This is a genomic window from Blattabacterium sp. (Blaberus giganteus) (assembly GCF_000262715.1).
GTDB lineage: Bacteria > Bacteroidota > Bacteroidia > Flavobacteriales > Blattabacteriaceae > Blattabacterium.
On the sequence record NC_017924.1, the window covers coordinates 309,179 to 333,344 of the forward strand.

General features: G+C 26.9%; 19 protein-coding genes, 2 tRNA genes and 1 pseudogene. 10 read left to right on the forward strand and 12 right to left on the reverse strand.

Annotated elements, in window-relative coordinates; genetic code table 11:
- Positions 1-6: 6 nt before the first annotated feature.
- From BGIGA_RS01460 to BGIGA_RS01475, 4 genes are read right to left on the reverse strand one after another with little or no spacing between them, the layout of a single operon-like run.
- On the reverse strand, positions 7-1,086 hold the full coding sequence (locus BGIGA_RS01460; protein WP_014726608.1) for a bifunctional 3-deoxy-7-phosphoheptulonate synthase/chorismate mutase type II: 1,080 nt from the start codon (positions 1,084-1,086) through the stop codon (positions 7-9).
- Positions 1,087-1,095: 9 nt separating this feature from the next.
- Positions 1,096-1,944, reverse strand: a complete 849-nt coding sequence (locus BGIGA_RS01465) for a prephenate dehydrogenase (RefSeq protein WP_014726609.1) — start codon at positions 1,942-1,944, stop codon at positions 1,096-1,098.
- Positions 1,941-3,086, reverse strand: coding sequence for a pyridoxal phosphate-dependent aminotransferase (locus tag BGIGA_RS01470; RefSeq protein WP_014726610.1), 1,146 nt, complete (start codon positions 3,084-3,086; stop codon positions 1,941-1,943). The genes BGIGA_RS01465 and BGIGA_RS01470 overlap by 4 nt, the downstream gene beginning before the upstream one ends.
- 4 nt (positions 3,087-3,090) lie before the next feature.
- Positions 3,091-3,927 (reverse strand): prephenate dehydratase, encoded by an 837-nt coding sequence (locus BGIGA_RS01475; protein WP_014726611.1) that lies wholly within the window; start codon positions 3,925-3,927, stop codon positions 3,091-3,093.
- A gap of 196 nt (positions 3,928-4,123) precedes the next feature.
- Between BGIGA_RS01475 and BGIGA_RS01480 the strand changes: the two genes are divergently transcribed.
- On the forward strand, positions 4,124-5,458 hold the full coding sequence (locus BGIGA_RS01480; protein WP_014726612.1) for an Nramp family divalent metal transporter: 1,335 nt from the start codon (positions 4,124-4,126) through the stop codon (positions 5,456-5,458).
- On the opposite strand, the gene rplI is transcribed toward BGIGA_RS01480, so the two are convergent.
- The 5 genes from rplI to mnmE are packed head-to-tail and all read right to left on the reverse strand — an operon-like array spanning position 5,447 to position 9,559.
- A complete protein-coding gene (rplI, locus tag BGIGA_RS01485; protein WP_014726613.1) occupies positions 5,447-5,902 on the reverse strand; it encodes a 50S ribosomal protein L9 in 456 nt (151 codons plus the stop codon). The genes BGIGA_RS01480 and rplI overlap by 12 nt on opposite strands.
- Position 5,903: 1 nt before the next feature.
- Entirely contained in the window at positions 5,904-6,212 is a 309-nt protein-coding gene (gene rpsR, locus BGIGA_RS01490) for a 30S ribosomal protein S18 (protein WP_014726614.1), read from the reverse strand.
- An 8-nt stretch (positions 6,213-6,220) separates the two neighbouring features.
- A complete protein-coding gene (gene rpsF / locus BGIGA_RS01495) occupies positions 6,221-6,565 on the reverse strand; it encodes a 30S ribosomal protein S6 (protein WP_014726615.1) in 345 nt (114 codons plus the stop codon).
- Positions 6,566-6,624: 59 nt separating this feature from the next.
- Entirely contained in the window at positions 6,625-8,133 is a 1,509-nt protein-coding gene (gene gltX / locus BGIGA_RS01500) for a glutamate--tRNA ligase (RefSeq protein WP_014726616.1), read from the reverse strand.
- Positions 8,134-8,167: 34 nt separating this feature from the next.
- Complete coding sequence (mnmE, locus tag BGIGA_RS01505; protein ID WP_014726617.1) at positions 8,168-9,559, reverse strand: tRNA uridine-5-carboxymethylaminomethyl(34) synthesis GTPase MnmE; 1,392 nt, start codon at positions 9,557-9,559, stop codon at positions 8,168-8,170.
- A gap of 63 nt (positions 9,560-9,622) precedes the next feature.
- Between mnmE and BGIGA_RS01510 the strand changes: the two genes are divergently transcribed.
- The 5 genes from BGIGA_RS01510 (at position 9,623) to BGIGA_RS01530 (ending at position 16,427) form a co-directional block, all read left to right on the forward strand.
- Positions 9,623-10,522: a HemK/PrmC family methyltransferase gene (locus tag BGIGA_RS01510; RefSeq protein ID WP_014726618.1), complete on the forward strand. Its 900-nt coding sequence runs from the start codon at positions 9,623-9,625 to the stop codon at positions 10,520-10,522.
- A gap of 20 nt (positions 10,523-10,542) precedes the next feature.
- The gene (gene ligA, locus BGIGA_RS01515; RefSeq protein ID WP_014726619.1) at positions 10,543-12,537 is read left to right on the forward strand and encodes an NAD-dependent DNA ligase LigA; all 1,995 of its coding nucleotides are present in this window, start codon (positions 10,543-10,545) and stop codon (positions 12,535-12,537) included.
- A gap of 149 nt (positions 12,538-12,686) precedes the next feature.
- The gene (lon, locus tag BGIGA_RS01520) at positions 12,687-15,089 is read left to right on the forward strand and encodes an endopeptidase La (protein WP_014726620.1); all 2,403 of its coding nucleotides are present in this window, start codon (positions 12,687-12,689) and stop codon (positions 15,087-15,089) included.
- Between the two features lie 3 nt (positions 15,090-15,092).
- On the forward strand, positions 15,093-16,334 hold the full coding sequence (gene lysA, locus BGIGA_RS01525) for a diaminopimelate decarboxylase (protein ID WP_014726621.1): 1,242 nt from the start codon (positions 15,093-15,095) through the stop codon (positions 16,332-16,334).
- Positions 16,335-16,342: 8 nt separating this feature from the next.
- Positions 16,343-16,427: transfer RNA gene (locus BGIGA_RS01530), tRNA-Ser, on the forward strand.
- A gap of 31 nt (positions 16,428-16,458) precedes the next feature.
- Here the strand turns inward: BGIGA_RS01530 and metG are convergent.
- The gene (metG, locus tag BGIGA_RS01535) at positions 16,459-18,141 is read right to left on the reverse strand and encodes a methionine--tRNA ligase (RefSeq protein ID WP_014726622.1); all 1,683 of its coding nucleotides are present in this window, start codon (positions 18,139-18,141) and stop codon (positions 16,459-16,461) included.
- 42 nt (positions 18,142-18,183) lie between these two features.
- Here metG and BGIGA_RS01540 point away from each other — a divergent pair, with 42 nt between their 5' ends.
- The gene (locus BGIGA_RS01540; protein WP_014726623.1) at positions 18,184-19,086 is read left to right on the forward strand and encodes a 5'-3' exonuclease H3TH domain-containing protein; all 903 of its coding nucleotides are present in this window, start codon (positions 18,184-18,186) and stop codon (positions 19,084-19,086) included.
- A gap of 2 nt (positions 19,087-19,088) precedes the next feature.
- On the opposite strand, the pseudogene nadD reads toward BGIGA_RS01540, so the two are convergent.
- A pseudogene (nadD, locus tag BGIGA_RS01545) lies at positions 19,089-19,668 on the reverse strand (nicotinate (nicotinamide) nucleotide adenylyltransferase).
- Positions 19,669-20,407: 739 nt separating this feature from the next.
- On the opposite strand from nadD, the gene BGIGA_RS01550 reads away from it, so the two are divergent.
- From BGIGA_RS01550 to ribB, 3 genes are read left to right on the forward strand one after another with little or no spacing between them, the layout of a single operon-like run.
- Entirely contained in the window at positions 20,408-22,252 is a 1,845-nt protein-coding gene (locus BGIGA_RS01550) for a DNA translocase FtsK 4TM domain-containing protein (protein WP_014726625.1), read from the forward strand.
- An 18-nt stretch (positions 22,253-22,270) separates the two neighbouring features.
- A complete protein-coding gene (locus BGIGA_RS01555; protein WP_014726626.1) occupies positions 22,271-23,446 on the forward strand; it encodes an LptF/LptG family permease in 1,176 nt (391 codons plus the stop codon).
- Positions 23,447-23,456: 10 nt separating this feature from the next.
- Entirely contained in the window at positions 23,457-24,110 is a 654-nt protein-coding gene (gene ribB, locus BGIGA_RS03105) for a 3,4-dihydroxy-2-butanone-4-phosphate synthase (protein WP_014726627.1), read from the forward strand.
- Here ribB and BGIGA_RS01560 read toward each other — a convergent pair.
- A tRNA-Asp gene (locus BGIGA_RS01560) sits at positions 24,092-24,165 on the reverse strand. The two genes, ribB and BGIGA_RS01560, sit on opposite strands and share 19 nt — an antisense overlap.
- Position 24,166: the final 1 nt, after the last annotated feature.

Below are 24,166 nucleotides of genomic sequence, written 5' to 3' on the forward strand. Positions count from 1 at the left end.
TATAAATTACCTGATTTGATTCTGAATTTTAATAGATTCTTGATGCAAAAGTTGAAAAATTCCTTCAAGAAATTCTTCAGAAATTCCTAAACTTTTACCCAAATTAAGAGATTTTTTCATTATATCTTTCCACCTATTGGGTTGAAAAATTGCAATATCTGAAGATTTTTTCAAAGTCCCTAATTTTTTAGAAATCTTCATTCTTTCTGCTAAAAGTGCAATAATATTTTCATCTAGTTCATCAATTAAAATCCTAAAAGAATCTAAATTTAAATATCTTTTACTTTTTTGATCACATTTTTTGATATATGTTAATTCTTTTAACATTTCCAAAAGATTTTCGGGAGTAATTTGTTGTTGAGCGTCGCTCCAAGCATGATCGGGATCACAATGACTTTCTACCATTAATCCTTCATATTGAAAATGATAAGCTTTTTTTGCTATATCTAAAATTCCTTCTTTATTTCCACAAATATGTGAAGGATCACATATAATAGGGATTCTAGGAATAAGACTTCTAAAATTTAACAAAAGACTCCAATTAGGTTGATTTCTATATTTGTAATTTTTATAGGTATAAAACCCACGATGTATGACTCCTAATTTTTTAATTCCTTTACCTAATAAACGCTCTAAAGCTCCTGTCCATAATTCTATATCAGGATGAATAGGATTTTTTACCAGAATAATTTTATTATTTTCTCCTTCCAAAGCGTCCGCTATTTCTTGAATTGTAAAAGGACTAGCCGTGCTTCTAGCTCCTATCCAAAGAATATCTATTCCAAAAGAAATGGCTAATTTCACATGTTCAGCATTTGCTATTTCTGTAGCCACCATGAATCCCGTACTTTTTTTTACTTTACGAAGCCATTCAAGTCCTTTTTGTCCAACTCCCTCAAAATTATTGGGCTTTGTTCTAGGTTTCCATATTCCAGCTCGAAAAACTTGAACATAAGAAGGATTCAATCGATTAGCGGTTTCTAATATTTGTTGTTCATTTTCCGCACTACAAGGACCAGATATAATGAAAGGTTTATTACATTGATCAATCCAAGATCTGTCTATACTATTGTTCAATTTATCCATCACATTAATTTACACATATTTTTTATCTTTTATATTGTTAGCCTTTTTCATATATTGATCTATTTTATGAAATTCTTTGTTTATTAAATGATTACGAAATTTATTTAAATGATCAATATAAAAATCTATAGCTTGAATCATATTTTTTCTATTAGAAATAAAAATAGGCAACCATGTTTCAGGCTTACTTTTCGCTAAACGTGTAGTAGAATCTAATCCACTCCCCATCATATTATTAAAAATTTTTTCTTCATGTTTAAATTTTTTTAAAACTGTATTAGCTAAAGCAAAGGAAACTACATGAGGTAAATGGGATATATAAGCAATATATGAATCATGTTCTTTAGAAGTCATATAAATCATCCGCATTTTCATAATAGAATAGATTTTTGTAACTACATTCATTGCATCTGGATCACTAAGTTCAGAATCACAAATGATGCATTTTTTTTTATAAAACAAATCAGAATAAGCTGAAATAGGTCCAGAATTTTCAATTCCTGCAATCGGATGTGTCGCTACAAAGCGACTTCTTTTAGGATGAGAATCAATCTTATTACAAATATCATATTTAGTAGATCCCGTATCTAAAATAACTGTATCCGTACTGATTATATTCAGAATACTTGGAAGTATTTTTTCTATTTCATCTACGGGAATAGATAAAACAATTACTGAAGATTGCAGGATGAGATCCTGCAAAGGAATTATTTCATCTACAATTCCAAGTTTCACAGCATGTAAAGCATTTTTTTTATTCGAATCTGTTCCTATAAATTTATCTCCGAAATTGGATTTTCTTAATCCTAACCCAATGGATCCCCCAATCAATCCTAATCCTATGATTCCAATATTCATGAACAAATTCTATTTTTTGCCTGTTCCAAAATTTTTACTGGACAACACATAGAAAATCTTACATATCCTTTGCCATTATGACCAAATACTCTTCCAGGAGTGACAAATATGTGATAAGTTTCTAGAAATTTTTTGGACCATATATAATCATTTTTATTTGCATCAGTGATTTTCGCCCAAACAAATATTCCAGAACTTTTTATTGTATATTTTAAATTTAAAAAATCACATATATCCCATATAATTTTTCTTCGTTTAAGATATTCTATATTGAGTTTTTCAAACCATTTTGAATCATGATTCATGGCTTCTATGGCTCCAATTTGTATGGGATAATACATACCGGAATCCATTTGACTTTTTACTTTCAATATATTTTTAATAAATTCCTTTTTTCCTATTATCATTCCAACACGCCATCCAGGCATATTATAACTTTTACTTAAAGAATTTAATTCCAAAGCTATATTTTTAGCTCCTTTTACATTAAAAATACTTAAAGGACGTTCTTGATTCAAGATAAAACCATAAGGATTGTCATGAACAAGTAATACATGATTTTTTTTCGCAAAAAAAACAATTTTTTCTAATTCTTCAAAAGAAATGGTTGCCCCAGTAGGCATGTGAGGATAATTGATCCACATCATTTTTGCCTTTGTATTAGATATATTTTCCAATCTTGGAACCCAATTATCATTCTCATAAAGATCATAATAAACAATTTTTGCTTCCAAAAGTTTTGATATAGAGGAATAAGTAGGATATCCCGGATCAGAAATTAATACTTTATCCCCTTTATTTAAATAAGACATGCTTATATACATAATTCCTTCCTTAGAACCCATTAATGGTAAAATTTCATTTTCAGGATCCACATCAACTTGATATACTTTTTTATACCAATTAGAAATGGAATGACGAAATGCTTCAATTCCAATATAGCTTTGATAAGTATTAGCATGTTTTAATTCTGACGCTTTTTTCATTTTATGTACCACCCCATATGGTGGAAGAAGATCAGGATTACCGATTCCCAAATTAATGATTTTCACTCCATTTTTTTCTAAATTATGAATTTCCTTCATTTTTTCTGAAAAAAAATATTCCGATATTTTATGCGTTCTTTTTGCTGCTACAATCATTACATTAGGATCTAATTCTACCATTTTTATATTCTCCCATAATAGACAATTTATGAAGACAGGGTATTTTTTGTATTTGTTTTTTCATCTTTTCATAATCTTTTATATCGTTGAATATAATATCCACATAAAATGAATATTCCCAAGGCCTTTGTATGATAGGAATGGATTGTATTTTCGTCATGTTAATTCCAAGACTCGATATAAAACTCAATATCTTAGACAAACTACCAGTAGTATGGAATATTTTAAATATTAATGAAGCTTTATTGAAATAATTATTTTCTTGTTTATAATAATTTTTAATAATGAAGAATCTAGTAAAATTACTTGTAATCGTTTGTATATTTTTGGAAATGATTTCCAAACCGTATTCTTTAGCCGCATTTTCAGACGCTATTGCAGCCAAACCTTTTTTTTCGCATGTAGAAATATATTTAGCAGCAGCAGCTGTATCTGAATATTCGGATATTTTTATATAAGGATGCGCACCTATGAATGATTCACATTGTAAAATAGCCATAGGATGAGAATATATTTCCTTAATATCTTCTATATTTTGTACGGTATAAGCCATGAGATGATGTTGTATCGGCATATAGACCTCTCCCACTATTTTTAAATTATATTCAGATAAAAGACTGTAATTTGTCAAAATTGTTCCCGCTATAGTATTTTCTATAGCCATAACTCCAATATCTACATCAGATTTGGCAACAGAAACAGCCAATTCTCTAAAAGAAGAACATTCTATCAACTTATAATTACATCCTTCAAAATATCTGGAAACAGCTGCATGATGAAAACACCCCTTAACCCCTTGTATCGCTATTTTTTTCATGAACCCAAAAAAAAGATTGAATCATTATCAATCAAGCGGATAAAACTTGAAGCAAATATAAAAAATTATTCTATTTTATACAATTTTTTCAATTTTTCACAATGTAAAATGATTCAAAATGATTCAATATGAATTGACAACAAAAGATTAAAACAGTTAACTTTATGTTTTCGTATTCTACTATTTATTTATGCATATGCAAAAGAAAAAATCTTCTATAGGATGGAGGAATGAAAACAAGCACCCTTCTCTATCAGAAGTTTTTTCTTCCGTTTCTGTCCCTAAACAGAAAGGAATATGGAAAAAACTTTTTGCTTTTACTGGTCCAGGATTATTAATTGCTGTAGGATATATGGATCCAGGAAATTGGGCTACAGATATTGCTGGAGGAGCTAAATTTGGTTATATGCTTTTATCCGTCATTTTTATATCTAATTTTTTTGCTATTATTTTGCAACATTTAGCTTTAAAATTAGGAATTGTTTGTGAAAGAGATTTAGCACAAGCTTGTAGGGATCATTATCCCCCCTTTATAAGCTTTAGCTTATGGATATTATGCGAAATTTCTATTGCAGCTTGTGATTTAGCTGAAATCATTGGTTCCGTATTAGCTTTAAAATTGCTTTTTGGCATTCCTATTACATGGGGCGTATTAATTACAGCTATAGATGTTTTAATTATTTTATTTTTCCAATATAAAGGGTTTAGATATATTGAAAGTGTAGTCGCCGCTTTAATTTTTACAATTTTAATTTGTTTTAGTTTTGAAATTATTAGCTCTAAACCTGAAATTTTTCCTATATTAAAAGGAATTGTCCCTAATCCTGAAATTATAAAAAATTCGCGTTCTTTTTATATATCTATAGGAATATTAGGAGCTACAGTAATGCCTCATAATCTTTATCTTCACTCAAGTATCATACAAACCAGAGATTATCCACGGACTATTGAAGGAAAAAAAATGGCTATAAAATACGCGACTATAGACAGTACCTTATCTTTATCTTTAGCATTTTTTATTAATGCAGCTATATTAATTATATCAGCAGCCACTTTTCATAAAACTGGACATACAGAAATTTCAGACATTATGGATGCACACAAACTTCTAACTCCTATACTAGGTTCTAGCCTTGCAGGAGTTTTTTTTGCATTAGCTTTACTCGCATCAGGACAAAATTCCACATTAACTGGAACTTTAGCTGGACAAATAGTTATGGAAGGCTTTATTAATATAAAATTAAAACCTTGGATACGAAGATTAATTACGAGACTTATAGCTATTGTTCCAGCTATGATTGCCTCTATTGTTTATGGAGAAAAAGGAACAACTGAATTATTAATAATTAGTCAAATCATTTTATCCGTACAATTAAGTTTTGCGATTATTCCATTAGTTAATTTTACAGGAGATAATGAAAAAATGGGATCATTTGTAAATGGGCCCATTTTAAAAATATCAGCTTGGTTGATTACCGTCATCATTGTCTTTCTAAATTTATTTTTGTTATATGATACTTTATTGGGATGAAGATAATATTTCAAAATTTAACGTAAACTCACGTTTTTGATGTAATCGAATACTTGCTTGATGTTTTCCTATTGTTTTAATTACTTTATTTCCAGGTATTCTAATAAATTTTTTATCTATATCAATTCCTTCTTTTTTAAGAATTTTTATCAAATATTGATTATTAATCGAACCGAAAAGTTTTCCTCCTTTTCCAACCTTAACTGATATTTTAATAGTTAATTTACTTAATTTTTCTTCTATTTCTTTCGATTTTTCAATTAAAAAATTTTCTTTTTTAGAACGTTGTTTTAATATTTCATGAATATTTTTTATAGTCCCAGGCAATGCTAATACAGCATATCCTTTAGGAATTAGATAGTTTCTAGCATAACCAGGTTTTACATCTAATTCATCGTATTGAAATCCTAAATTTTCTACGTCTTTTTTGAGAAGAATTTTCATTTTATCTTAAATCATCTGTAACAAAAGGTAAAAGCCCAATCTGTCTACATCTTTTTATCGCCGCATTTAATTTATTTTGATTTTTTTGTAAAGTACCTGTGATACGACGTGGTAGAATTTTTCCTTGCGAATTCAAAAATTTGATTAAAAATGTAGGATCTTTATAATCTATATATTTTATATTATTTTTTTCAAAGAAGCAATATCTTTTTTCTACTTTGGTTTCTATTTTAATAGGAGATAAATATCTTAATTCATTATCTACTACTTGTACTTTTTTTGCATGTTGAGAGGTTTCCTCTAATATCATAATTATAATTATTCGTCTTTTTTTAACAATTTTTTTATTCTTTTTTCTGCATATTCTATTCCATATTTATTTAATTTTACAGTCAAAAAACGTAAAATACGCTCATCTTGTCTTAATTTCAATTCTAAATTAGAAATTAAATCAGAATTTAACAAAAATTCAAATAAGTGATAACAACCGCTTTGTTTTTTTTGAATGGAATAAGCTAATTTTTTCAAACCCCAATGTTCCTGATGAACGATTTTTCCTTTTTTTTGTATGATATAATCTTCATATTCTTTTGCTGTTTTTTTTGCTTGATCATCAGATAATATGGGGGTTATTATGATAACATTTTCATAATGTTTAAGCATTGAATTTTTTTTTACGAAAATATAAATCTATATTTTTATGTTCTTTTTTCAAAAATATTCTAAATTTTTTCTTTAATTCGATTGATCAATTTTTCGATTCTTCGTATACTTTCTTGTTTTCCTAGCATTTCCAAAATAATGAAAATATCAATTCCTTTTAGAGAACCCACTAAAGCTAAACGAAATAATGGCATGATTTTATGTTTATTTTTTATTGTTTGAAACAAAAATTTCAAATTTACAGATGTAAATGGATTCATATCATATAACAATATTTTGGCGTTATCTAATTGAAGTATGGTATTTTTATGACAAATTTTATTGAAAAAATTATCTTCATAAGAACTAGGAGAAACAAAAAAATAAAAAGAATGTTTCCATATTTCATGAATAAAATGAATCCTATTTATTGTTAAATGAATTACTTTCCATAAATAATCTTTTTTGCATAAAATAGAACGTGTTTTTATTTCTTCGAAAAGAAATGCAAATATTTCTTCTTTTTTTTTATTTAAATGTTTTTTATTAAACCAATTTATTTTTTTAATATCAAAATAAACTCCAGATTTATTTATTTTTTCTAAAGAAAATAAGTGGATTAATTCTTGTAAAGAAAAAATTTCCTTTTCAACTCCAGGATTCCAACCTAATAAAGCTAACATATTCACAAATGCTTCTGGCAAATAACCTAATTCCCTATATCCTGGTATGATAATTTTTGTTTTTGGAATTTTCCATTGTATAGGATATATAGGAAAATTTAAACTACCTGTATTTCTTTTGCTAATTTTTCCTTTTCCATTATTTCTTAAAATTAAAGGCAAATGTGCAAAATGAGGAAGGGACCACCCAAAAGCCTTATATAACAATACATGCAAGAACGTAGATGAAAGCCATTCTTCTCCTCTGATCACATGAGTAATTTTCATTAAATGATCGTCTATTGTATTTGCTAGATGATAAGTGGGGGCCCCATCAGATTTCAATAAAATTTTATCGTCTAAATGATCTGTATCAACAATTATATTGCCACGAATGATATCATACATTTTCAATTTTTCTCCAGGTTTTATTTTAAATCGAATCACATAAGAACAAGATCGCAATTTATCATGTAATTGTTCTGTTGTCAGAGTTAAAGAATTATTCAAGTCCATTCTAATTATAGAATTATAAGAAAAAGTTAATCCACGTTTGTTATATTCTTTTCTTTTTTTATCTATATCTTTATCTGTATCAAATGCATAATAAGCATAACCTTTTTTTAACAACTGATTGATGTACAAATGATAAATATCAATTCTTTTAGATTGATAATAAGGATAATAAGGACCTCCATATCCTACTCCTTCATCAGGTTCTATATGGCACCATTTTAATGTATTCAAAATATACAATTCAGAATTTTCAACAAATCTTTTTCGATCAGTATCTTCTATTCTCAGAATGAATGTTCCACCATGTTTTTTAGCAAAAAGATAATTATATAATGCGGTTCTGATTCCACCTAAATGAAGTGGGCCTGTAGGACTAGGAGCAAAACGAACTCTTACAGAATGTGATGACATAATTTTTAATTTTTATTAATCTAATAAATCTTATTTATTTGCCAATGCAAAATTTTGAAAAAATGTTTTTGAGTATATCTTCACTTGTGATTTCTCCCGTAATTTCTCCTAAATATCGTAATGCTTCTTTAAGATATATTGATATTAAATCTACTGAAAGTCCTTTATTAAAAGCATTATGTGCCAATGTAAGTTCTCTTAATGAAAGTTTTAAAGCTTCATAATGCCTGTATTGAGTTACCACTATTTTTTTTTCTTTTAATTTATCCAAAAACAAAGAACTCAAAGCATTGAGAACTCTTTTCACTTCATTATAATTTTTTGCCGAAATTTCAAAAAAATTTGAAATCTTTAACTTGAAATTTTCAAAATCATGAAAAGAGGATATATCTGATTTATTTGCTATGGCAAAAATGTTTTTTAATGGATATTTTTTGTAAATTTTTTTAATATCACTAACAATTTTTTGTTTTTTTTGATTTGAAACATCAAAAAGATATAATATTACTTGAGCTTCTTCTATTTTTTTCATGGTTTTTTCCACACCCATAGTTTCTATAGGATCTTTGGTTTTTCTAATTCCTGCTGTATCCAAAAAACGAAAAAGAATTCCATTTAAAATGATTTCTCCTTCCACACAATCTCTAGTGGTCCCTTCTATATGGGATATAATAGAACGATCTTCCTGAATCACCTGATTAAAAAAAGTAGATTTTCCCACATTGGGTTCTCCAATAATAACCACATAAATTCCTTTTTTTATAGCATTTCCTAACGAAAAAGATTCAATTAAATCTTTCAAAATCCCCTTTAATTCTTGTAAAAAAGAAAAAAGGTCTTCTCTCTTGACAAAGAGAAGATGATCTTCAGAAAAATCCAATTCCAATTCTAGTAAAGATGCAAAATCCAATAATTTTTTTCTTAAATCCTTAATAGTGTTAGCTAACGTTCCTTTAATCTGTTGTAAAGACATTTCATGACTGATTTTGTTTTCAGATACAATCAAATCAGCTATCGCCTCAGCTTGTGATAAATCCACTTTTTTATTTATAAAAGCACGAAATGTAAATTCTCCAGGACGAGCCAAACGAATTCCTTTTCTAACAAGCAATTGCAAAATCTGTTGTTGAATATAATCAGATCCATGACAAGAAATCTCTATCATATTCTCTCCTGTATAAGAAAAAGGAGATTTAAAAATAGAAACTAAAACTTGATCTAATAAATTATTATTTTCTGCTACAATATACCCTAAATGAATTGTATGTGTAGATTGGTTTTCCAATTTTTTTCCAGTTTTAATAGAAATAAAAATATTTTCAACAGTAGATATAGAATTTTTGCCAGAAATACGAATGACAGAAATAGCACTAGATCCAATAGGTGTTGCTAAAGCAACAATGGTATCATGATCTAAATCTAACATAAAAAAAATAATTATGTAAGATAAAATAAGTATTTTTTTTTGAAATTCGCATCATTTTAACATATGAAATCTTTTTACAAATTTTACCGTTTTTTTCAAAACACTCTTAAAAATTTATATCCAGAAGCTAAAGAAGTAGAAAATATCTTTTTTTTACTCACTACCCATATTTTTCAATGTGATAAAACAACTATTTTATTACGATTAAGTAGAAAAGAAAAAATAAATTTTTTTACTTATGATAAATTAATAAAAAAATTATGGGAATTAAAAAAAAATAGACCTATACAATATGTCATTGGTCATACCTATTTTTTTGACATGAAATTCATAGTTAATGAAAAAGTATTCATTCCAAGACCAGAAACAGAAGAACTTGTATATTGGATTCTACAGGATCATCACAAGGTCAATCGTAATCATTCTGTTCAAGTATTTGATATTGGAACAGGGAGTGGATGCATAAGTATTACTTTAAAAAAAAAAAAACCTGAAATTATACACATTTATGCCATTGACTCTGCTCAAGGGGCTCTTGATATAGCTAGTGAAAATGCAAAATTACATAATGTTAAAATTTCATTAAAAAATATAGATATTTTGAAAAACAGCATGAACATCCCTACAAAAATGAATAAAAATACTGTTAACATTGTCGTAAGTAATCCTCCTTATATCAGACTTTCTGAAAAAAAACTATTACATCCAAATATTGTTCAATATGAACCTTATCAAGCTTTATTTGTTCCTGACGAAGACCCTCTTATTTTTTATAAAAAAATTTCTTTTTGGATTAAAAAAAGATTTACTGGAATCGTTTATGTTTATTTTGAAATAAACCAATTTATTTACTTAGATATCATTGATTGTTTAAAACAAATAGGATTTACAAATATAGAAATAAGAAGAGATTTTCAAGGATTTTTTAGAATGATTCGTGCAATTTATTACGAAAAAAAATAATATAAATAATATAAAACAATATGGATAAAGATAAAATATATAAACTCAGAAAAGAATTGTTGAAATATAATGATCAATATTATAATTTTGATAATTCAGAAATATCAGACTTACATTTTGATAAAAAATTAAAAAAATTATCTTTTTTAGAAAAGAAATATCCTGAATTATATGATCCGACTTCACCTACAATAAAAATAGGAGCAGAAGTTCATGAAAGAAACTTTATATCTTCTGTTTATCATAAATACAAAATGTACTCTATTCAAAATACCTATTCTAAAAAAGAATTAATGATTTGGAAAACAAAAATAAGTAAATCAGTTCATTCTTTATCTTTTGTATGCGAACCCAAATATGATGGAGTTTCTATTAATTTAATTTATAAAAACGGATTTTTAATAAATGCGGTCACTCGTGGTGATGGAGAAAAAGGAGAAGATGTTACAAAAAATATAAAAACGATAAAATATATTCCTTTCGAATTAAGTGGAAAGAACCATCCTCCATATCTTGAAATACGTGGAGAAATTTTTCTTCCGATAAAGAATTTTATAGAAATCAATAAAAAACGTATCAAAAATGGACACAAACCTTATGCGAATCCAAGAAATACGGCCAGTGGAACATTGAAAATTCATGATACTCAAGAAGTACGTAAAAGAAATTTATTTTGTATAGCATTTCATGTTGTAGGAAATAATTTACCTTTTGATACACAATATGAAGCGATAAAATACATAAAATATTGGGGGTTTAAAACTCCGGAAACAACACGTTTTTGTAGGAACATGAAAGAAGTATATCATTTTATAGATTTTTGGAATATCTATCAAAATAAACGACCGTATCACACGGACGGAATAGTTATTAAAGTCAATGAACATAAAAAACAATCCATTTTAGGATTTACCAATAAATATCCACGTTGGGCTATAGCCTATAAATTTAGACAAAAATCGTATGAAACCAAATTATTAAATATTACGTTTCAAGTGGGACGTACAGGAATCATTACTCCTGTTGCCAATGTTATTCCTATTTTAATTGATGGAACTACAATCAAAAGAGTAGCACTTTATAATGATAATTTCATACAAAAAATGGGAATCCATTATGACGATGCACTTTTATTAGAAAAAGGAGGGAACATCATTCCAAAAGTCACAGAAATAAATATAAAAAAAAGATCAAATCAAACCTTTCCTGTATTTTTTTTAAAAAAATGCCCATCATGTAATAATATTTTAACGAAAAAAAATGAATTATTTTACTGCATTAATCAAAACTGTTTTTCTCAAAGAATAAAAAAAATCATACACTTTGTAAATGTTATGAATATAAAAAAAATCGGAAGCAAAATGATAAATAAACTATACGAAAAAGGTTTTTTATATAATTTTTATGATTTATATGAATTGAGAAAAGAAGAACTCCTTCAAATAGAAGGTATAAAAGAAAAATTGGCATGTAGCATTTTGAACAATATAGAAAAATCTAAAAAAAATCCCTATTGCAGAGTATTATTTTCCTTAGGGATTCGTTATGTAGGAGAATATATTTCCAAAAAACTGACAGAAAATTTTTTGGATCTCAATTCTTTGAGACATGCAAATTATCATCATCTAATTTCTATTTCTGGTATAGGAAAAAGAATTACAAAAAGCATCATTACTTATTTTTCAATGACAGAACATCAACGCATAGTTAAAATGCTTATAAAATACGGATTACATATTTATAAACGTCCTATAATGAAAAAATATTCTTTTATTGAAGGAAAATCTTTTGTATTTACAGGAAAATTATCTTCTATGACCCGTCATGAAGCTAAAAATATAGTAGAATTTTTAGGAGGAAGAGTCTATAATACTGTCAACAATAAAATTAATTTTATAGTAGTTGGAAAAAATTTTGGTTCCAAATTAAAAAAAAGTATGAAAAAAAATCATGTAAAAATTTTGACAGAACATATTTTTTTGAATGCGCTTCAAAAAGAAAAAAAAATAAAATAAATCAATTTTTAACGATTGTCAGCAATTCATTTAAGTCCGTATAGATGGTTTTGTTTTTCATATAGAAAACAGTATATTTAATTTATAAGTGGTGATATTGATTCTTCAATGAGTTAATCCATCATTTAAGTAAGAAATCTATTTTTTTTATGTTATTAAAAAATATATTTACAGAATCTGGATTTGAGTCTGAAGCGGAGTTTATACCCTTAATGAGTCAAGATGAAGAAGATCAATTACTCAAAGACGATATTCCTGAACAATTATGTATCTTAACAGTAAGAAATATGGTTTTGTATTCTGGAATTGTTTTTCCAATTATAGCAGGAAAAAGTGGATCTATCCAATTATTACAAGATGCTTATGGATTAGATAAAACAGTTGGAGTATTAACACAAAAAAATTCTGGTATAGAAAATCTTAGTGAAAAAGATTTGTATTCTATTGGAACGGTTGCTAAAATATTGAAATTATTGAAAATGCCTGATGGGAATACCACCGTTATTTTGCAGGGAAAAAGAAGATTTAAAGTCAATCGTTTTATTCAAAACGATCCATATTTTAAAGCAGAAATTATAGCGTTAGAAGAAAATAAACCTTCTTGTAAGGATAAAGAATACCTTGCTTTAGTAGAATCTATAAAAGAAATCGCAATAAAAATTATTCAAGATAATCCCAATATTCCATCAGAAGCAAGCATTGCTATTCGCAATATTGAAAGTCCTTCTTTTTTAATAAATTTTGTAGCAGCTAATATGAATTTAGCTACTAGAGATAAACAAAAATTGTTAGAATACGATGATTTGAAAAAAAGAGCAATGGAAACATTACGTTTTTTAAACGTAGAACATCAACAAATTAAATTAAAAAACGATATTCAATCTCGTGTTCGTAGTGATATGGACCAACAACAGAGAGAATATTTTTTGCATCAGCAAATTAAAGCCATACAAGAAGAACTAGGAGATATTTCTTATGAAAAAGAGATAGATGAAATGAGGGCTAAAGCTACCAGAAAAAAATGGCCTAAGGAAGCAAAAAAACAGTTTGATAGGGAATTACTAAAAATGCAAAGAACTAATCCTCAAATGCCAGAATATACGGTACAAAGAAATTATCTGGAATTGATGATAGATCTCCCTTGGGGGAGATATTCAAAAGATAATTTTGATTTGGAATATGCACAAAAAATATTAGACAGGGATCATTATGGATTGGAAAAAGTAAAAGAACGTATTATAGAATATTTAGCTGTATTAAAATTAAGGGGTGACATGCGTTCTCCTATTCTATGCTTTTATGGCCCCCCTGGAGTAGGAAAAACTTCTTTAGGAAGATCTATAGCTACTGCACTGAAAAGAAAATACGTTCGTATTTCTTTGGGAGGATTACATGATGAATCAGAAATACGGGGACACAGAAGAACTTATATAGGAGCGATGCCGGGTAGGTTATTACAATCTATTCGAAAAATAGGAACTTCAAATCCCGTTTTTGTTATAGATGAAATAGATAAAATGGGGATAGGAACAAATGGGGATCCTTCTTCTGCTATGTTAGAAGTTTTAGATCCGGAACAAAATACCTCGTTTTACGATAACTTTTTAGAAATGGGTTACGATTTATCAAAAGTATTGTTTATTGCTACAGCAAATTCTCTTTCCCATATTCAACCCGCTTTAATAGATAGAATGGAGGTTATAGAAATGAATGGATATACGGTAGAAGAAAAAACGCAAATTGTAAGAAAACATATATTACCTAAACAATTGAAAGATAATGGATTAAAAAAGTCAGATTTAGTCCTTGGAACAAAACAAATAGAAAAAGTTATTGAAAGCTATACAAGAGAATCTGGATTGAGAACTTTGGAAAAACATGTTGCTAAATTAGCACGTTATGTAGCTAAACATATTGCTATGAATAAGAAATATGTAAAGCATTTGAGTATTGAAAAAATAGAAAGCATTCTTGGAATTCCTAATGATCCAGATCGTTATGAAGAAAATAATATCCCAGGGGTCGTTACTGGTTTGGCTTGGACTCATTTTGGTGGAGATATTTTATATATTGAATCCAGTTTATCGAAAGGAAAAGGTCATTTAAGTATTACCGGAAATTTAGGAGAAGTGATGAAAGAATCTGCAACAATTGCTTTACAGTATATTAAAGCTCATTATCAAGAATTTAACATAGATCCTATAATGTTTGAAGAAAAAAATGTACATGTTCATGTTCCTGAAGGAGCTGTTCCTAAAGATGGGCCATCTGCAGGAATAACAATGTTAACATCTCTAGTATCAAGTTTTACGAAAAGAAAGTTAAGACCTCATTTAGCTATGACAGGAGAAATTACTTTAAGAGGAAAGGTAATTTCTGTTGGTGGAATTAAAGAAAAAATTCTAGCGGCTAAACGTGCTAATATTAAAGAAATTATTCTTTCACAGGATAATAAAAAAGATGTAGAAGAAATTAAACCCGAACACTTAAAAGGATTAACTTTTGATTATGTTAGAAATATGAATGATGTGATTCATTTAGCTTTATTGTAAATTATGATGCATGAATTAGAAAAGAATAGCTCCCCAGTTCATAGAGAATACTTAATTCAACTTGCAAAAAAATATGGAACTCCACTTTACGTATATGATTCTTTCAAAATCAAAAAACAATATATAAAGATGAAAAAAGCTTTTAGTGGTATAAAAAATTTAATCATTAATTATGCCTGTAAAGCTAATACAAATCTGAATATATTAAAATTTTTGAAAAAATTGGGAAGTGGATTAGATACCGTGTCTATTCAAGAAGTTGAATTAGGATTAAAAGCAGGGTTTCATCCTAAAAAAATTATATTCACCCCTAATTGTGTTTCTATTCAAGAAATTAAAAAGGCAGTTGGCTTCGGTGTTAGAATTAATCTAGATAATCTATCCATTTTAGAACAATTTGGAGAATATTACCCAGATTATGCTATAGGAATCAGAATCAATCCTCATATTATGGCAGGAGGAAATTACAAAATTTCAGTAGGACATATTGATTCTAAATTTGGAATTTCTTACTATCAAATTCCTCATATGAAAAGAATATTAAAAAATACCGGCCTTAAAATAGAAGGATTTCATATGCATACAGGATCTGATATATCAGATATCAAAACATTTTTAGAAGGAGCAAAAGTTTTGTTTCAAACAGCTATAAATTTTCCAAATCTTGATTATATTGATTTTGGAAGTGGATTTAAAGTTCCATACACAAAAAATGATATAAAAACGGATCTTAATTCTTTAAGTTCTTCCATGAAAGAAAAATTTGAAGATTTTTGTAAAAAATATGGAAGTCAAATTACTTTGATCTTTGAACCAGGAAAATTTATAGTTAGTGAATCTGGATTTTTTTTAGTTAATGTAAATGTCATTAAACATACTACTTCTACTGTATTTGCAGGAGTAGATTCAGGATTTAATCATTTTCTTCGTCCTATGTTTTACGATGCTTATCACTGTATTGAAAATATTTCTAATCCCAACGGTCGTTTTCGTTTTTATACAGTGGTGGGATATATTTGCGAATCGGATACCTTTGGTTTAAATAGAAAAGTTAAAGAAATCCGTGAAGGAGATATTTTATGCATTAAAAATGCGGGAGCTTACTGTTTTTCTATGTCTTCTAATTATAATTCTCGTTATAGACCTTCTGAGGTTATGATTTTTGAAGGAAAAGATTTTCTTATAAGAAAAAGAGAAACGATGCAAGATCTTATGAGAAACATAGTAGAAATACACAACATGTAGTGTATGGTGGAGAGATGGCAGAGTGGTTAATTGCGGCGGTCTTGAAAACCGTTGAGGGTGATACCTCCGGGGGTTCGAATCCCTCTCTCTCCGCAAAATTGTACCAATCATAAATGTTAATTATTTATTTTTGTATTTTTTCCAGTTTTTTTATCTGTTTTTCAATACTTTCGTTGTTTATTTTTTTAAATAAAAATGTGGTATTTCCTAATACATGTCCTGGACATAAAATTTCTTCTATGTTTTTTATTCTATTCCAAAAAAAAGTTTTCAAACGAAGCATGTTTAACAATTTTTTTGCCGTATGTGGAAGAAAAGGTTCTGCCAATTGAGCTAACATCCCAACAATTTGCAATGATACATAAAGTATAGTATTGATACGTTTTTCTTTTTTTTTATTCCAAGGTTCTTCTTCTGTTAAATATTTATTTCCTAGTCTAGCTAAATCCATAAAACATGCTAACGATTCTCGAAATTTATAGGATTCAATTAAATTACCTATATGTTCTGGATAATTTTTAATTTTTGTTAAAATATTTTTATCCTTTATAGATAACATTTCAGGATGAGGAACAATGCCTTTATTGTACTTTTGTATTAAAGTGAGACTTCTATTTACAAAATTTCCTAATATAGCAACCAATTCAGTATTATTTTTTCTTTGAAAATCTATCCAATTAAAATTATTATCTTTTTTTTCGGGCATATTAGCTATGAGAATATAACGAAGTGTGTCCTGTTGATTTGGAAAATCTTTTAAATATTCATGAACCCATACAGCCCAATTCTTAGAAGTAGATATTTTTTTATTTTCTAAATGAAGAAATTCATTAGCCAATATTTGATCCGGAAGAATATATCCACTATTATATGCTTTAAGTATAACTGGAAAAATAATGCAGTGAAAAACAATATTATCTTTTCCTATGAACTGAATTAATTTGGTTTTTTCATTTTTCCAATAAGGTTTCCAATCTTTTTTTTTTTGTCTAGCCCACTCTATAGTAGCAGAAATATATCCTATAGGAGCTTCAAACCATACATATAGAACTTTTCCTGGATGTTTTGGAACAGGAACTCCCCAATTCAAATCTCTTGTTATAGCACGAGGTTTTAATCCTTTATCTAACCAAGATTTTGCTTGTCCATATACATTTATTTTCCAATCTTTTTTATGATTAATTAAAATCCATTTTTCCAATAATTTTTGATATTGATTTAAAGGAAAGTACCAATGTTTGGTTTTTTTCAAAACTGGAAAGCTTCCACTTATAGTTGATTTTGGATATATTAAATCTTCAGGAATTAGCGAACTTCCACAATTTTCGCATTGATCTCCATAAGCTTCTTCATTTTTGCAATGTGGGCATGTACCAGATATATATCTATCTGCTAAAAATTGTTGAGCTTCTTTATCATAATATTGTTCAGATATTTTTTCAAAAATTTTTTTTTTTTCATGAAATTTTTTAAAAAAAGAAATAGAAATTTCGTGATGAATTTTTGTAGAGGTTCTGGAATAGTGGTCAAATTGTATCCCAAAATTATTAAAACAATCTTTAATCATAGAATGATATTTATTTACTATTTCTTGAGGAGTTTTTTTTTCTTTTTTAGCTTGCATAGCAATAGGGACTCCATGTTCATCAGATCCACATATAAAAATAACATCTATTTTTCTTCGTCTTAGATAACGAACAAAAACATCTGCAGGCAAATAAACTCCCGCCAAATGTCCTATATGAATTGGTCCATTTGCATAAGGTAAAGCAGCAGTGACTGTATATTTATTATTTGATTTTTTCATGTTATCGTATAGTTAATTTTAATTAGTTAAAAAATATAGTTTATGAATAATAATAAAAAATTATTTTTAATTGACGCATATCCTCTTATTTATCAGAGTTATTATGCTTATATACGGAATCCCCTTTTCACTTCTAAAGGAATCAACACTTCGCCTATCATAAATTTCACATATTTTTTAATGAACACATTGAATAACGAAAAACCATCCTATATGGCTACTATTTTTGATGCTGGAACTTCTTTCAGAAAGAAAGAATATGAAAAATATAAAGCGCACAGGAAAAAAACACCGGAAGCTATTTACATGGCTATTCCTTATATTATCAAAATTTTAAAAACCTTTAAAATTTCTTTTTTTTATGCTCCTAAGGGATATGAGGCCGATGATTTTATCGGAACCATAGCTAAAATAGCAGAAAATAAAGGATATATTATTTATATAATCACTTTAGATAAAGATTTTTTTCAACTAATAACAGAAAATATTAAAGTTTATATTCCACCTTTTAAAGGAAATGCAAAAAAAATCTTGGGTATAGAAGAAATAAAAGAAAAATTTGGGGTAAATCATCCAAAACAAGTTATAGATTTATGGAGTATGACGGGAGATCCTTCTGATAATATACCAGGATTGCCAGGAGTCGGAATAAAAAATGCCATGAAATTTATTAAAAAATATGGAAGTATTGAAAAATTATTAAATTCAACTCATGATCTTAACGGAAAAATTCAAAAAAACATTGAAGAAAATAAATATTTAGGTCTTTTATCAAAAAAATTAATTACTATTGTTACTAATATTCCCTTTTTTTCTTTTCATGAAGAAAAATTTTATATAAAAAAACCAAATTGGCATTCCATAAAAAAAATATTCGGAGAACTTGAGTTTATAAAATTGTTAAAAAAAGCTCATGAATATTATAAATTTAAAACGAAAGAATAATTTTACTTTTTTATATAAAATTTATATTTTTTCATATAATTCCAAACTTCTGCATGAAGCATAGGTTTCATATTTTTTCCTTCTTGAATAGATTTTCTAATAAAAGAAGAAGATATTTCAATAATTGGAGCTTTCAAAAAAATTATGTTATCCCTTTTCTGTTTAAAAATAGAATGAGAAAAAGATCCAATTCTAGGATAAACCAAAATATCATATTTATTTAAAATCATTTTATAATTTTTCCACTTTTTTAATGAAAAAAATGAATCTTTTCCCAAAAGAATATAAAATTGATTTTTAGGATATTTTTTTTTTATCTTGTAAAGTGTATGAATTGTATAAGAAGGAAAATATCCATATTCAATATCTAAAACACTCATTTTTTCATAATCAGAAACAGCGATTCTAACCATTTCAATTCTATGTTCATAATCTAAAAGATACTTTTTTTTTTAATGGATTTTGAGGGGAAACCACAAACCAAACATAATCTATATCTAAAAATTCTGTTATATGATTAGCAATAATTGTATGTCCTAAATGAATAGGATTAAATGATCCAAAATAAAGTCCGATTTTCATACTGATAAAATAAAAAATACCGAGCCGACATATTTATTGCATTTTGGCATCTATATATTTTTTATTATGATTTTTTAAATCATTTTAACACGATAACTCAATCCTAAAATGATTATTCTCATTTTCTTGAAAAAATAGAATAATACCATCTGTTTTGTATAATTTTATCATTTAAAAAATTCTAATTTCAATTCACAGAACATTCCATACATAGGATGATTCACTTCTTTAACCATATTTTCTTCCTTGTTTTTTATTTTATTCCATTAACAATTTGAAATTATAACTCATAATCTTTTATGGAGAGATAAATAAAACTAATTCATTGAATACTATATTACTATTAGCATACTCCATACTTCCAAAAGAAAAAAGTTGTTTTCCTAACAAAAGTTTATCATTCCACTTATATTTGAAATAAGCTAAATCAATCGTTTCAGATATTTCGTAATTTTATATTTTTTAAACTGTTTTGCAAAACGATAACTGATTTTATCATTTACCTTCATGTAAAAATTATAATTTTCATCTGTTGTTTTTTTTTTTTTTTTGCTGTATGATTTATGCAAATTTATGAAAAGGATAAAAAAATACTAAAAAAAGAATAAGAAAAATAATTTTTGTTTTTTCATTTGATTATATCAATCATAATATAATAAATTTTCCAGTATAAAAATTTTATTAAATCAAAACAAATAGTTTAAAAAAGATTAAATTTTTTTTCATAATTATAAAAAAAATGAACAAAGATAAAATAAAAAAAAAAGAAAAAAAAATTCTTAAAACCATTTTTGGATTTTTTTTATTAGGAAATAGTATTTTTTTATTTTTAAGTTTTTTTTCTTTTCTTTTTCATTGGAAAAATGATCAAAGTCAAATAGAAAAACTTTTCGATAAAGAAATTATAGCAGAAAATTTACTCGGAAAAATGGGAGCTACCGTATCTCACTATTTTATTCATTGTGGAATAGGAGTTAGTGCTTTTTTTATTCCTGTACTTCTATTTTTCACAGGATTAAAAATTCTTTTTATGAATCAAAAATTATTAAATAATTTTTACAAATCCACAATATATAAATTACTATTTTTTAGCATATGGCTTCCCATATTTTTTTATGTTATGATCCCTGATCAAGGAATATTCAGTGGAATTTTTGGATTTGAAATAGGAAACTATTTGATTCATTTATTTGGAAAAGTTGGATTATATATGCTTCTTTTGACAAGTATCATTTTTTATTTGATTATCATTTTTCGGATCAGTGCTCCAACCATAAGAAATGACATAAAAAAAAAAATACAAAATATTAACCAAAAAATAGATACAAGATTAAATACAATTTATCAGCTAGAAATGGCTTCTTCTTTCAGTCAAGAAAAAAACTTTCTTCATTCTATTCTTTTTTCTAGAAAAAAGGAGGATTTTTCATCCATTGATTTGAAAACAGATTTAGAATCTAATAAAAAAAAAATAGTTCAAATTCTGAATTGTTATAATATAGAAATATATGAAATCAAAGCGAGTATAGGACCGACTATCATTTTATATGAAATCTTTCCTAAAGTGGGAACACGTATTTCTAAAATTAAAAACTTAAAAAATGAGATAGCCTTAAATTTGTCCGCTATATCCATAAGAATTATAGCTCCCATACCTGGAAAAAAATCCATTGGAATCGAAATCCCCAATCATCATCGTTATCCCGTTTACATGAAAGACATTTTGTTTTCAGAAGAAAGTAACAAAAAAAGTCATAAAATGGAACTTCCTATTTCTTTAGGAAAAACAGTATTTAATGAGATTTTTATTGTAGATTTAGCAAAAATGCCCCATTTACTTATAGCAGGATCAACAGGACAAGGAAAATCCGTAGGATTAAATGTTATGATTATTTTTCTATTATATAAAAAAAATTCAAAAGATATCAAGTTTATTTTAATTGATCCAAAAAAAGTAGAATTATCAATATATAAAAAAATTTCAAAATCTTATTTTGCTACACTTCCGAATTCTATAGAACCCATTATTACAGATTTACACGAAGTAAAAAATATATTAAATTCCTTATGCAAAGAGATGGATAAAAGATATGCTATTTTAGAAAAACATAAGGTTAGAAATATTCAAGAATATAATAAATACAATAAATATAACTTACCTTATATCATATTAATTATTGATGAATTTGCAGATTTAAATATTTACAACAATCAAAAAAAACAAATAGAAACATACATAACCCGGTTAGCACAGTTAGCTCGCGCTGTAGGGATTCATTTAATTATAGCAACACAACGTCCATCAGTAGATGTAATTACGGGATTAATTAAGTCAAATTTTACTGCAAGAATTGCATTTAAAGTGAGTTCTAAAATAGATTCTAGAACCATATTAGATTGTACAGGTGCTGAACAATTAATAGGAAAAGGAGATCTTCTATTTTCTAATAAAAATGAATTGATACGATTACAATGTCCATTCATGGAATTATCAGATATTAGAAAAATCGTTGATTTTTATGGAAAAAAAAATAAAAAAAATGAGTACTTTTTTTTGCCAGAACCGGATATAATGAATGAGTAAATTATAATTGATTTTATCATGATAATAAAAAAACTTGATTTATACATGATTCGTCTGTTTATACCTCCTTTTTTAATTATTTATTCTACAATATTTATCATTTTTATGATCCAATTCTTTTGGAGTCAAATAGATGAACTAACAGGAAAAAACATTAGTGTTTTCATTATATTAAAATTTATATTTTACTTCGGTATATCGATTATTCCATTAGTAACTCCCATTGCCTTATTACTGACTTCTATTATAATATTTGGGGATTTTTCAGAAAATCAAGAATTGATCGCAATCAAATCTTCTGGAATATCTCTTTTTCGTGTCATGATTCCTATTTTAGGGATAACCTTTATTTTATCCATTGTATTATATTTTTTTTCAGATTTTGCAATTCCAAAAGCAAAAATGAAAGCTAAAAAATTAGGATATCAAATATCCTTCACTCATCCATCTTTAAAATTAAAGGAAGGATTTTTTGTAAATCTCTTACCAAATTTTTACATAAAAATAGATAGAAAATCTATGAATAGTAATTACTTACATAATATATTTATTTTTTTTTATGGGAAAAATTCACTTGTAAGTACTATTATTTCTAAAAAAGGAGTTTTAATCCCTAATGAAAAAGATGAATCCATTCAATTGAAATTAATGAATGGAGTTTTATATTGTGAAAATTTTCATGAACCTAAAAAAAAAAAAGAACAAAATTCTTATCAAATTGTAGAATTTGATACTTTAATTCAAAACTTTAAAATTCCTTCAGAATCAAAAATTAAAAACTTAGATGATTATGATTTTTATCAAACCCTAAATACAAAAAATATTATTAAAAAAATTTCTTTTTTAAAGAAAAAAATTAATACCAATCCCAATAATAAAAATAAAATATACTTAGCCAAATTGCAATTAGAATTGCAAAAAAAATTTACATTTCCAGTAACATGCATTATAATGTTTCTTATTGGAGCACCATTAGGGGCTATTATTAGAAAAGGAGGAATAGGTTATCCAACTATGATAGCACTGATTATATTCACCATTTATTATATTTTACTAACCATCACTCAAAATAAAGTAGAAAAAGCTGAAATATATCCATGGATAGGAGCCTGGATACCTAATTTTATTTTTTTTCCAGTAAGTATATGGATGACTTATAAAACTGTCATGGATGATTTTTATATTAAATATTAATTAAATAAATATGATTTTTGATTTTGATCAAAATTTTAATAGAATAGAAGAGGCCATACAGGATATACAAAATGGAAAAATTATTATTGTAGTTGATGATAACCATCGTGAAAACGAAGGAGATTTCATAGTAGCTGCTGAAAAAATAACTCCTAAAATTGTAAATTTTCTCATTACTCATGGAAGAGGATTAGTTTGTGTTTCCTTAACAAAGGAAAAATGTGATCAATTAAAACTTAAAATGATGGTAAAAAATAACACAGATCCTAGAAAAACGGCTTTTACAGTTTCCGTAGATTTACGAGGATATGGTGTGAGCACTGGCATTTCTGTTTCAGATAGAGCCAAAACTATTCTAGCCCTAGTTAATGAAGTGAAACCAGAAGCATTCAATAAGCCAGGACATATATTTCCTCTTTGCGCAAAAGAAGGGGGTGTTTTAGCAAGACCTGGGCATACAGAAGCTGCAATTGATATAACTAAAATAGCAGGATGTATTCCTGGAGGAGTTTTGGTAGAAATATTGAATAAAAATGGATCTATGGCACGTCTCCCACAATTAATTCAAATTGCAAAAAAATTTCATATGAAAATTATATCCATAGAAGATCTTATTAAATATAAGATGAAATATAAAAATGATAGCGGTCTGGACGGGATTTGAACCCGCGACCCCATGCGTGACAGGCATGTATTCTAACCAACTGAACTACCAGACCA

What these genes read in the sequence shown, in the direction of transcription:
- BGIGA_RS01475 (WP_014726611.1), bottom strand. Translation starts at nt 3,927, where the DNA reads ATGAAAAAAATAGCGATACAAGGGGTTAAGGGGTGTTTTCATCATGCA.
- rpsR (WP_014726614.1), bottom strand. Translation starts at nt 6,212, where the DNA reads ATGATATTAGAGGAAACCTCTCAACATGCAAAAAAAGTACAAGTAGTA.
- BGIGA_RS01480 (WP_014726612.1), top strand. Translation starts at nt 4,124, where the DNA reads ATGCAAAAGAAAAAATCTTCTATAGGATGGAGGAATGAAAACAAGCAC.
- ribB (WP_014726627.1), top strand. Translation starts at nt 23,457, where the DNA reads ATGATTTTTGATTTTGATCAAAATTTTAATAGAATAGAAGAGGCCATA.
- rpsF (WP_014726615.1), bottom strand. Translation starts at nt 6,565, where the DNA reads ATGCTTAAACATTATGAAAATGTTATCATAATAACCCCCATATTATCT.
- BGIGA_RS01465 (WP_014726609.1), bottom strand. Translation starts at nt 1,944, where the DNA reads ATGAATATTGGAATCATAGGATTAGGATTGATTGGGGGATCCATTGGG.
- lysA (WP_014726621.1), top strand. Translation starts at nt 15,093, where the DNA reads ATGATGCATGAATTAGAAAAGAATAGCTCCCCAGTTCATAGAGAATAC.
- BGIGA_RS01555 (WP_014726626.1), top strand. Translation starts at nt 22,271, where the DNA reads ATGATAATAAAAAAACTTGATTTATACATGATTCGTCTGTTTATACCT.
- BGIGA_RS01540 (WP_014726623.1), top strand. Translation starts at nt 18,184, where the DNA reads ATGAATAATAATAAAAAATTATTTTTAATTGACGCATATCCTCTTATT.
- gltX (WP_014726616.1), bottom strand. Translation starts at nt 8,133, where the DNA reads ATGTCATCACATTCTGTAAGAGTTCGTTTTGCTCCTAGTCCTACAGGC.
- lon (WP_014726620.1), top strand. Translation starts at nt 12,687, where the DNA reads ATGTTATTAAAAAATATATTTACAGAATCTGGATTTGAGTCTGAAGCG.
- ligA (WP_014726619.1), top strand. Translation starts at nt 10,543, where the DNA reads ATGGATAAAGATAAAATATATAAACTCAGAAAAGAATTGTTGAAATAT.
- BGIGA_RS01550 (WP_014726625.1), top strand. Translation starts at nt 20,408, where the DNA reads ATGAACAAAGATAAAATAAAAAAAAAAGAAAAAAAAATTCTTAAAACC.
- metG (WP_014726622.1), bottom strand. Translation starts at nt 18,141, where the DNA reads ATGAAAAAATCAAATAATAAATATACAGTCACTGCTGCTTTACCTTAT.
- BGIGA_RS01510 (WP_014726618.1), top strand. Translation starts at nt 9,623, where the DNA reads ATGAAATCTTTTTACAAATTTTACCGTTTTTTTCAAAACACTCTTAAA.
- BGIGA_RS01460 (WP_014726608.1), bottom strand. Translation starts at nt 1,086, where the DNA reads ATGGATAAATTGAACAATAGTATAGACAGATCTTGGATTGATCAATGT.
- mnmE (WP_014726617.1), bottom strand. Translation starts at nt 9,559, where the DNA reads ATGTTAGATTTAGATCATGATACCATTGTTGCTTTAGCAACACCTATT.
- BGIGA_RS01470 (WP_014726610.1), bottom strand. Translation starts at nt 3,086, where the DNA reads ATGATTGTAGCAGCAAAAAGAACGCATAAAATATCGGAATATTTTTTT.
- rplI (WP_014726613.1), bottom strand. Translation starts at nt 5,902, where the DNA reads ATGAAAATTCTTCTCAAAAAAGACGTAGAAAATTTAGGATTTCAATAC.